We start from the raw sequence: 10,598 nt of genomic DNA, 5'->3' as shown, positions 1-10,598 counted from the left end.
CAATCTCGTGGGCGAGATTATGGATGTCAACGTTCTCGATGCCAGAGGAGAAGGCTTCTTAGCCCCTGGAGAAACTATTATGGCTCTCGATGGCACTGCAATTTTGACCAACGAGCCCGGACAGGGTCCAGTCTTAACTGGCACTAGCTTAGAAGAGTCTTTCGTTTTCCTTGAGGATCCCAGCTCTGCCAAGTTGCCTGGTCAATTGCATATGCAACAAGACGGTCAATTAATCTTTTATGACCGGGATAACCAAGCCATTTATCAGGCAGGGGGCGAGCCAGATCCTGACACCCGCTCATCCAAGCTGATCCTAGAAGGTGAAACTACTGATGGTGGCACCAAACTTTATATCCAGAATTACGGTAAAGAGCCTGTCTATATTTATCCCGAACCGATTGCCCCCGAGCAGTCCGAGGGTAAGGGCAAGCATAAATCCAAGGGTAAGGACAAGCATAAATCCAAGGGTAAGGGCAAGCATAAATAATATCAAGTCCGGTTAAATACCCATCATTAAAGGTAGATTGGCGCGGGGAAATGGGGAGATGGGGATATGGGGATATGGGGGAAATTTTAATTAACTATTGAGTTATTTTAAAATAGCAATTTTTGTAGGAATTGTGATAATTTTTGTTATCTGTTCCCTATTCCCTATTCCCTATTCCCTATTCCCTATTCCCTATTCCCTACTCCCTATTCCCTATTCCCTTTATTCTATACTAATAGATTCACTCTCTTGAACCCGTCATGATTGCTGATAAAATTCCAAATTACATTTCACAAGAACACTATCTATCCCAAGAAGAAGAAAGTCTCATCAAACACGAGTATAGTGATGGAGAAATCTATGCTATGGCTGGAGCCAGTGATGCCCATGTTACTATTGCCGGAAACTTATTTGCACTGTTAAGAAATCATGTAAGAGGCACTGGTTGTCGGGTTTATATGGCAGATATGAAAGCCTATGTTGAAGCTGCCAATAGTTATTACTATCCCGATGTTATGGTAACTTGCGATGCCAGAGATAGAGAATTGAAAAATTATAAAAAATATCCTAGTTTAATTGTCGAAGTATTCTCTCCCAAAACTGAAGCCTTTGACCGGGGTGACAAATTTTATGACTATCAAAAATTAGACACATTGGTCGAATATGTCCTAATTAGTCAAGACCATCAGCGCCTAGACTGCTTTCGCCGTAATGCCCAGGGAATTTGGACATTGCAATTTTATGATCCAGGTAGTGAGATTAACCTAGAAAGTGTTGATTTTCGTAGCAGTATTGAGGCTTTGTATGAAGATGTCACCTAAGCATTCAGCGCTCAGCACTTAGCTTAAGCTGGTTTTCATTTAAATTCTATTGTTATGACAGCACTACAAAATTGATCATCGTAGGGTGGGCAGTGCTATTAATGCGATTAGCCTTTTGGCCACGCTACGCGATGAAGCTTTGCTTCCGCGCTTATGCGATTAGCCCGAAGGGCGTTGGCTAGCGATCGCTAACTGTTATTATCGGTTTCCAGCACTGCCCACCCTACTTAAAATCTGTATTCCCTATTCCCTATTCCCTATTCCCTGTTCCCTAAAACAAAATAATTTTTACCTCACCCAAATAAGAATTGCTATATCCTGTAATAGTTAACGGCTAAACTAATAAAAAAAATCACTATAAATTACACATAATTGAGTTTAAAAATTGCAAAGTTTAATATTTGTAAATAAATGTAAAAATTTTTATTTAACTCTTGCATTTTTTCAAAAATTTATGTATAGTATAGAAAGTAAACGACCGTACTAATAACCGCGCTGGATATGCCCATTAATCATCCCCAGCGCGGCTTTTCTCCCACCTAAATAGGAGCTACTTCCATAATGGCATCAAAAAATCACAATTATCTCTGTGGAATCGGCATCTTGGTGGAACTGGCATCTTGCTGTGGAACTGGCATCTTGCCAGTGACACAATGGGCATCTTGCCAGTGACAATTTCCCCACGGGCTGTCCCAGCCAGGCGCGAAGAGGCGGAAAATCAGGGCAACCCTTGTGGTGGTGCGTTACAGGGCTACTGGCTACGACGTTGAATATGATGACAAGGTGCCCCCCTAACACACCCTACTTTTTGACCCTTTTGACCCTGCGGTATCTAATCCTAAATGCGATCGCTTTTAGCGGAAGCTGAGGCCAAAGGCCACGCTACGCGAACAAAAACTGCTGAAACTTAGCCAGATTTGATGTATTATTTCCCCTATTACAAAGCGATGGAGCGCGGTCTTGGGGGAAACCCCCACTCGCTATTGCATCAAGAATTTCCGTACTTATGGGTGGAATAACGCAAAACTTCCCTTTGAATTAATAATAGTGAATGCAGCATGCTGCATTCTGACAGATAACCTTGGCCAAAAGGCCACCCTAGGCGAACAACCAAATAACTTTCAACCTTAAACCTTAAACCTTAAACCTTAAACCAATAACTTTTAACTTAAACCCAAGGGACTTAAACCAAAAAGCGAACAACTTTAAAAAAGAATGGATAAATTCATCTAATATTCATCGAAATTTAATCTGTTTTTGAATAAAATTCAGGAATATTGAAACACTAGTTATAGTTTCTCTATGGAGTATGATAATGTCTTAATTTTTGGTATGCTTATTTTTAATTAAAAAACGAAAAAGATCTCGGTGTTATCAAAAATTATGTAGGATGTAGTTTGGAATAAAATCCTACACTACCAAGACTTTTTTTATTTGTTACTGCTTGTTGAACTGTAGCAACACGACTACCTCACTATGACCCAATTGAATTATTGGTTGAAATCCTTAGGAATGCTAACTGTAGCTGTGCTGACTACGGTATCTCCTATTACGTCTAGAAAAGCTAGCGCTAGAACAGTTGCGGACTTAAGGCAAGAGGGAAAATCTCTGGAAATTTCTGTGGTTCCTCCAGAAATAGCTCCTCCCGATTCCATTAAAATCCCTGTTCCTCCTCCGGAAACGAACAAGAATGGCATTTGTCCGGAGTTTCTGCCACCAGTAATTAACTCGATTATCGATCATCCTTCCTTGGCGAGGGGGAAATGGGGGATTGTGGTTGAATCATTATCGGAAGAGAAGGTTTTCTACAGCCACAATGCTAATCAATACTTTATCCCTGCTTCTAATATTAAACTATTAACTACAGCGGCAGCATTAAACAAGGTTCATCCAAATACTCCGATTCGCTCTAAGTCAATGAAAGAATGGGTGAAGGTAACGAATCTAAAAAGCAACAATAGCTATGCTGATACCTTATTGCGCTATATTGGCGGGTCGGAAGTAGTGCAGGATGCTTTGGCGGAATTAGGAGTTAACCCTAATAGTTATCGATTGGTAGATGGGTCTGGCTTATCCCGGAAAAATTTAGCCACTCCGGAGGCATTTATAACCACTCTCAAAGGGATGAGTGATGCCAATAATAACCAAGTTTTCCTAGCCTCTTTACCGGTGGCGGGAGTGAGCGGTACTCTCAAAAATCGGTTGCGTCATCCCTCTACACAAACTAAAGTTCAAGCGAAAACCGGCACCCTCAGAGGAGTGAAAGCTCTGTCTGGATATCTAGAACATCCTGATTACGGCACTATTGTGTTTAGCATCATGGTTAATCAACCATCCCAGTCAGGCAAAGTCTTAGAAAAGGGAATTGATGAGATTGTTCTGCGCTTAACTCAACTAATGCCTTGTAGTTGATAGAGAGTGTGGGAAGATGGGGAGATGGGGAGATGGGGAGATGGGTATTAATAGTGATTATCCGACTCCCTACTGTCTAATCCTTCAAACTAGTCTTCCCCCTATTGCCTATTGCCTATTGCCTATTGCCTATTGCCTATTGCCTATTGCCTATTGCCTTGTACCCGCAACAATCCGATCAAAATACCAATTCAATCCAGGAGCGAGCAAACTATGGAACCGGCCTAGTAAACTCATCTCGAATCCTGGCATGATCCCAAACTGCTTTTTCTCAATACCTCGTACAATCTGATCTGCTACGGCAGTTGCACTCCACATCTCGGCACTGCCAGTAATCATCTTAGTTTCCAGGGGCTTGGTTTTATTTTCTGCTTCCAGTTGTGGGGTATCGGTATCGGGAGGATAGACAATAGAAACATGAATGCCTTGGGGCTTTAACTCACCCCGCAAGGATTCCGCTAAACCCCGCAGGGCAAATTTAGTGGGACTGTAAGGGGTATAGCCATAAATCCCAATCAGTCCAGCACCGGAAGATAGCAGTACAATATGACCTTTGTGTTGCTCGACCATGCTGGGTAGTACTGCTTTAATAGCATAGAGGGAACCAAAATAGTTAACTGCCATGGTTTGTTCAAATACCTCTATGGGCAGCTCTTGGAAGTAACCGGGATAAGCAATACCAGCGCTAGTGATTAATAGGTCAGCCGGACCGATTTGGTCAATTGCTTGCTCAATGCCTGCTTCTACCTGTATCTGCTGGGAAACATCAGCAGAAATAGTTAGAATTTTTGCTTGCGGATGCGTTGTTCCTTTGAAACCGCTTTGCGAACGCATCCCTTCAATCTCGACTTTAGCTTGCTCTAGCTTGGCTGCATCCCTAGCAATCAAGGTCAGATTAGCTCCCTTCTGGGCTAATAATTTGGCAGTGGCTTTGCCAATCCCACTGGAGCCCCCTGTGATAATGGCGTGCTGTTGATTTAAGGTCATCTGAGATCTAGCACCAAGTTGAGGTAGGGAATAGGGAACGGGAAACAGGGAGTCGGGAATCGGGAATCGGGGGTGTTGGGTCAATCTTGGAATGAATAGAAGTAGAGTGGGCATCCTGCCCGCGCGAAAATAAGGAGGAAACTGGCAAGATGCCAGTTCCACGCAAGATGCCCATTCCACAGATGCCCATTCTACCTCACTCTTCAAATCATTCCATTATTAAGCAATGCCCTCTACTCCCTACTCCCTACTCCCTACTCCCTACTCCCTCAAGAATAAATTATGCGATTAGCCCGAAGGGCTACGCTACGCGATCGCGGATTCGTTTACCGCCACTTCCTCATTCTTAGCTGGTAAAGGTGATGGTTTATTAGTCATAAATTCAGCCAACTGAGCCTCAATTTGGTCACGGACAATTTGGCGATATTCTAGGAAGTGTTCCGCGTAGGCACAAACTACAAAGAAAGAGCCCACCACTTTCGGTTTCTGCTGGATCAGCTTAAACAGACTATTCCAGAACTTCCAGCGGGTCTTACGAACAACCCCTTGACGCCAGCATAGAGTTAGTAGCGCCCGGATGGTTATCCAATCGATCCGACGAGGTACAGCATGCCTCGGTAGACCAAGCTTCATAAAGTGGTTGTAGGTGCGGTTTAAAAATCGCTCTGGGTCATACAGTGTCCAAAATGCTTCCACATATTCACGAGCAATTTCTTCCACAGGCCGAGTTGGAACAAAATTGATCAAAGTGGTTTGGTTAATATTAGCCCCACCATCGAGAAGTCGTCCTTCTTTCTCAAGGCGATGCCATAGAGCAGTATTAGGCAATGCCTGCAACATACTAAACAAGGCAATAGGAATCGAGGTTTTCTCAATAAATTGGACAATGCGATCGCCTGCGCCTGGTTTTTCTCCATCAAAGCCCATGATAAACCCAGCCATCACCCTCAGACCGGCATTGGTAATGGCATCCACCGATTCACTCAGAGAATCCCGAGTATTTTGGAACTTTTTAGTCAGGGTAAGGCTGTCTTCATCAGGAGTTTCAATGCCCAAAAAGACCACTTTAAAATTACAATCGACCATCAGGTCCATTAGTTCTTGGTCTTGAGCCAAATCCACTGAAGCTTCCGTGATAAAGCTAAAAGGATACTCATGTTCAGCCATCCAGACTTTCATGGCTTTCAGCAGAATCTTGACATTGCGCTTATTGCCAATAAAGTTGTCATCGACTAGAAAAATCCCCCCTTGGAAATTTAGTTCTAAGAGGCGTTCTAGTTCAGCTAACAACTGCTCAGGACTTTTGGTGCGGGGTTTGCGACCGTAGAGGACAATAATATCGCAGAATTCGCACTGAAATGGACAACCCCGAGAGAACTGGATTGCCATAGTGTCATAGGCTTCGAGGTCGAGAAGATCAAAACGGGGGATTGGGGTTTCCGTAACATCTGGCTTCTCACCATTAGCACGGAAAACCCCTTCACTCTCGCCCCGTTCAATCGCTGAGACAAACATCGGTAGGGTAATTTCCCCTTCATCCAAAATCAAGTAATCTGCCCCAGCCCCTTCAGGTTCGTGAGGTGAGGTAGTCGGGTAAGGACCACCGACAGCTACCTTTTTCCCACGGCGCTTAGCTTCCTGAATTAGCTCAAGAAAATCTTTTTTCTGGACGATCATACCTGAGAGAATCACCATCTCAGCCCAATCCCATTCTGCCTCCGTTACCTCAGATACATTGCGGTCAACCAGTTTAAATGACCATGTCTGAGGTAATATCGCTGCTACTGTCACCAAACCTAGGGGTGGCATCAGTGCCTTGCGATTCACCAACTCAATGGTTTTCTCCATTGACCAGAAACTTTTGGGAAACAGAGGATATAGCAGTAAAACTCGCATAAGTGGCACCTGAAACGATAGTTAGGTTTTCCGGAATTGATTTATGAGAATGTATCAATTGATCACAGCTGGCTTAACAAAACCCGAGGAGCGAAAGATGTCCTTGGCGGATTACCTGTCAGCCACTAACTATTAGGTAACGGGGTGGGATACTTTTCCCCAGTTAGTTAGTTGCTAAGGTTTGCTAATATATATAGTCTGATCCCCGAGTTAATTTCCACTCAATCCGCCAACGGGGTTTGTAATCTGTAAGTTGCCAGTTTTCCCTTAGATTTACCTGCCAGATAGTTATACTTAGCACCGGTCTAAACTGAGCTTTCGATCTCCTCTACCGCCAGTGTTTTGGGTAAACTCTTCTCCCCCCTTAAATAAGGGGGGATGGGGGGGATCATCAATAAGCCCAGGTTATGACCGTGTGCAGTATAGTTACTATGAAGATAGTTAATCTTAGTTACTCTAAGGGTGATGTCTGGGTACTATCGTCCTGCTGAAGCTTTGCTACTTCTTGAGCCAGGGTGTTCACCGTAAAGCGAATTTGCTCCTCTGTATGGTTACAGGTGATAAAGAAGCGCAGGCGGGCAGCATTTTGCGGCACCGACGGATAGAACATAAACGGGACATTGATGCCACGCTTAAAGAGATTCTGAGAGAGTTGCACTGACTTCAACGCATCCCCCACAATAATTGGAATCACTGGAGAGTCTTTACTCGTCCCTGTGTTGAGTCCCTGTTTCTGGGCTAATTCCAGAAAAAGTTTAGCTCGCTGGTGCAACAGTGCAACTCGATCTGGTTCTGCCTTGAGTAGCCTTATGGAAGCCAGCACGGAGGCTGCATTAGGAGGAGCTATGCCAACACTATAGACAAATCCCGGGGAGGTATACTTGAGGTATTCTACCACAGCAGCGCAACCAGCAATATAGCCACCGCAACTAGCAAACGACTTGCTGAGGGTACCCATCCACAAATCTACATCAGCGGGATCAACCCCACAGAACTCACCAACCCCTCGACCGTGTTTGCCCAGTACCCCGATGGAGTGAGCTTCATCTACCATCAGGAAAGCTTTGTGGCGTTTCTTGACTGCAATGAACTCAGGCAAGTCGGGAATGTCACCATCAGTACTGTAAACCCCTTCGATCACAATCAGTACCCGTTGATACTGGTGACGACGCTCCTGGAGTATTTTCTCCAATGCCTGACAGTCATTATGAGGAAAAGCAATAATGCTCGCTCCCGACAGGATGCATCCCTGTAGAATGCTGTTGTGGCTCAGAGAATCATGTAAGATTAGGTCGTTTTTGCCAAATAGGTGACTAATAGTAGTTACGTTAGTAGCATGACCGCCCACATAGACGATACTATCCTCAGTACCAATAAAGTCAGCAATTTCTTTTTCTAGCTCTCGATGTAAGGGTTTTTCCCCTGACAACAGACGGCTAGCACAGGCGGAGGTACCATAACGATCTATGGCATCTTTTGCTGCTTGAGAGATAACTGGGTCACCACACATGCCCAGATAATTATAAGTGGCATAATTAATCAGTTCCCGACCACCAATCTGTGTGGTATTGTTTACCACTCGTTCTTGGGGGGTAAAGAAAGGATTGTTGACCCCGAGAGCTTTGATTTCCTCCTGTTGCAATTGCAGTTTGCGGTATTCTGGGTATAGGTGGAAATTGTGGTATTCCGGTGGGATATCTGGATTGTCTAGCTTTTCTGCATCTTGATTTGGGATTAGCCCGTTTTTAGCCGATATATGACCATTCGTTTCAGGTATTGACCTCGCCGATGAGGTTTCATGGTTAGCTTGCGAGCTGTCTTTTCGTTGTTTAGCAACGTATTCCGCCAAATACTCAGCCAATGCCTCAATATTGTCGTGATCCCATAAAAGGGTTGGGGAAAGCCGATGTCCGAGGAAATTCTCCAGCTCTCCGGATAAGTTAACAGCTTCAATAGAATTTAAACCATAATCGGTAAAATCCCGATGAATATCGATTTCTTGGGCATCCAGTTCAAGTACGTCTGCTAGCTTGGATACTAACCAAGTGGCAATGCTTGATGCTTCTTGAGATAATTTTGGGGAACTGACGGTAGATTTGTGATCACTGGTAACTACAGTAGCCGGTGAGCTTTCTTTCCCGTTCCAGACCTGGTTCAACAATTCCATGTTGCACTCCTTCACCACACTAAAAGATTAAATCACCCAACTCCAGTTACTGGCACTGGGTGATCGTCTGGCCTTACCCCTCCATGATTTTTCGATCATTGAGCCTAGTTGTGAACCTTCAATCTCAGCTAATAATGTTCTAAACAGAGATTATCGCTCCATTTAGCGTTAGTTGCCACTGTTGAAGCCAATGAATTGCTATTTTTGGGGTTGACTTGATGGTTATTTTGCCATGAACTACCAAAACTTGTGAAAAATTCTATCAATCATGTCAAGTCTACCCTCTTGCGCCGATAGCGTTTGACAGGTAAGCTATTCTGCATCTAAAAATCTGTTTCGTAAGATGCAGATTTTGTTGATTGGGTCTGGTAACCTCGCGTCTAAGCTTGGTATGAGGGGAAACAACGCAGGGATAATTCGCGATCGCATAATGGCAAACCATAAAGCTAAATACTCTAACTTAGTCGATCTCGTGGTCGATAGAGCGATAAACCAACCTAACCAAATTGCTTACACTTTCCTAGCAGACGGGGAGACAGAATCTGGACATCTAACCTATCAACAGTTAGATCAACAGGCCAGAGCCATTGCTGCTCAGCTACAGTCTCTAGTTGCCCCTGGCTCCCGCGCCTTATTAGTCTACCCCTATACCGCTGGTTTAGAGTTCATTGTCGCTTTCTTTGGGTGTCTGTATGCCTCGGTGGTGTCAGTGACGGCTAATCCTCCCCGGTCTAAGCAGGCTATTGCCCAATTACAGCAGCGGGTAATTTCTGCCCAAGCCACAGTAGCGCTTACTACCACGGACTTATGGAAAAGAATCCAGCAGCAGTGTGCCTCGAATCCAGAATTAGCCCCAACCTTAACTGAACTGTCCTGGATAGAAAGCAATAAAATTTCCCCGTCTCTAGCATCAGACTGGATTGAAACCGAGCGCCCAGATCACGATAGCTTAGCGTTTCTACAGTACACCTCAGGGTCTACCGGTAAGCCAAAAGGGGTAATGGTGACCCATGGCAATATTCTGCACAATTCAGCCTTGATCTATGAGTGCTTCGAGCATACTCTTAACAGTCAAGGCGTGATCTGGTTACCCTTGTTTCATGATATGGGGTTGATTGGTGGTGTAATCCAGCCAATCTATGGGATATTTCCCGTTACACTCATGTCACCAGTAGCCTTGATACAGAAACCAGTGTGTTGGCTGCAAGCGATTTCCCGCTATAAAGCCACTACCAGTGGCGGTCCCAATTTTGCCTATGACCTATTGTGTCGCAAGGTCACTCCGGAACAGATAGAAACTCTAGACCTCAGCAGCTGGGAAGTAGCATTTTCCGGTGCTGAACCGATTCGAGCCGAAACCCTAGAACGGTTTGCCGAGACCTTTGCCCCTTGTGGCTTTAGACCAGAAGCATTTTATCCCTGCTACGGTATGGCTGAAACGACGTTATTTATTTCTGGAGGATTGAAAGCTAACCCTCCCGTGATTAAGTATGTTGAGCAAGGTGCCCTAGGAGAAAATCAGGTGGTAGCTGCTACTAAAGACCAAAAGGGCGCACAAGGAATTGTCAGCTGTGGTCAGCCCTGGTTGGGTGATCACGTGGTAATTGTTGACCCGGAAACCTTAACAGAGTGTCCAGAAAATAAAGTTGGGGAAATTTGGGTATCTGGTAATGGTGTCGGCAAGGGCTATTGGAATCAACCAGAGGAAACAGAATGTATATTCGGTGCCTATATCAAAGACACCGGCACTGGACCATTTCTGCGCACCGGAGACTTAGGATTCCTACAAGATGGGGAACTCTTTATCACTGGTCGCCTCAAAGAATTA

At 44.5% G+C, this 10,598-nt stretch carries 8 protein-coding genes; 5 read left to right on the top strand and 3 right to left on the bottom strand.

Annotation, left to right across the window (positions count from 1 at the left end):
* From F6K52_RS24690 to dacB, 3 genes are all read left to right on the top strand, one after another.
* Nucleotides 1–487, top strand: a 487-nt coding sequence (locus F6K52_RS24690; protein WP_293084209.1) for a hypothetical protein, incomplete at its 5' end; no start/stop codon positions are given.
* 260 nt (nucleotides 488–747) lie between these two features.
* Nucleotides 748–1,308 carry a Uma2 family endonuclease gene (locus F6K52_RS24685; protein WP_293084205.1) on the top strand — a complete coding sequence of 187 codons (561 nt, stop codon included), beginning with the start codon at nucleotides 748–750 and terminating at the stop codon, nucleotides 1,306–1,308.
* A gap of 1,476 nt (nucleotides 1,309–2,784) precedes the next feature.
* Nucleotides 2,785–3,720: a D-alanyl-D-alanine carboxypeptidase/D-alanyl-D-alanine-endopeptidase gene (dacB, locus tag F6K52_RS24680; RefSeq protein ID WP_293084201.1), complete on the top strand. Its 936-nt coding sequence runs from the start codon at nucleotides 2,785–2,787 to the stop codon at nucleotides 3,718–3,720.
* 150 nt (nucleotides 3,721–3,870) lie between these two features.
* Here dacB and F6K52_RS24675 read toward each other — a convergent pair whose 3' ends face one another.
* The gene (locus tag F6K52_RS24675) at nucleotides 3,871–4,821 is read right to left on the bottom strand and encodes an SDR family oxidoreductase (RefSeq protein ID WP_293084197.1); all 951 of its coding nucleotides are present in this window, start codon (nucleotides 4,819–4,821) and stop codon (nucleotides 3,871–3,873) included.
* 35 nt (nucleotides 4,822–4,856) lie between these two features.
* On the opposite strand from F6K52_RS24675, the gene F6K52_RS24670 reads away from it, so the two are divergent.
* Entirely contained in the window at nucleotides 4,857–5,057 is a 201-nt protein-coding gene (locus F6K52_RS24670; RefSeq protein ID WP_293084192.1) for a hypothetical protein, read from the top strand.
* Here F6K52_RS24670 and F6K52_RS24665 read toward each other — a convergent pair.
* Together F6K52_RS24665 and F6K52_RS24660 are read right to left on the bottom strand one after the other, a co-directional pair.
* Complete coding sequence (locus tag F6K52_RS24665) at nucleotides 5,014–6,603, bottom strand: B12-binding domain-containing radical SAM protein (RefSeq protein WP_293084189.1); 1,590 nt, start codon at nucleotides 6,601–6,603, stop codon at nucleotides 5,014–5,016. The genes F6K52_RS24670 and F6K52_RS24665 overlap by 44 nt on opposite strands.
* A 451-nt stretch (nucleotides 6,604–7,054) precedes the next feature.
* Nucleotides 7,055–8,770, bottom strand: a complete 1,716-nt coding sequence (locus F6K52_RS24660) for an aminotransferase class I/II-fold pyridoxal phosphate-dependent enzyme (protein WP_293084185.1) — start codon at nucleotides 8,768–8,770, stop codon at nucleotides 7,055–7,057.
* A 430-nt stretch (nucleotides 8,771–9,200) separates the two neighbouring features.
* Here F6K52_RS24660 and F6K52_RS24655 point away from each other — a divergent pair.
* The coding region (locus F6K52_RS24655; RefSeq protein ID WP_293084212.1) for a fatty acyl-AMP ligase at nucleotides 9,201–10,598 on the top strand (1,398 nt) is incomplete at its 3' end.

It is taken from the genome of Moorena sp. SIO3H5 (assembly GCF_010692395.1).
In the GTDB taxonomy this organism is placed as follows: Bacteria; Cyanobacteriota; Cyanobacteriia; order Cyanobacteriales; family Coleofasciculaceae; genus Moorena.
The sequence above is the reverse complement of the archived record's forward strand: the minus strand, read 5'-3'. Positions and strand labels throughout refer to the sequence as shown.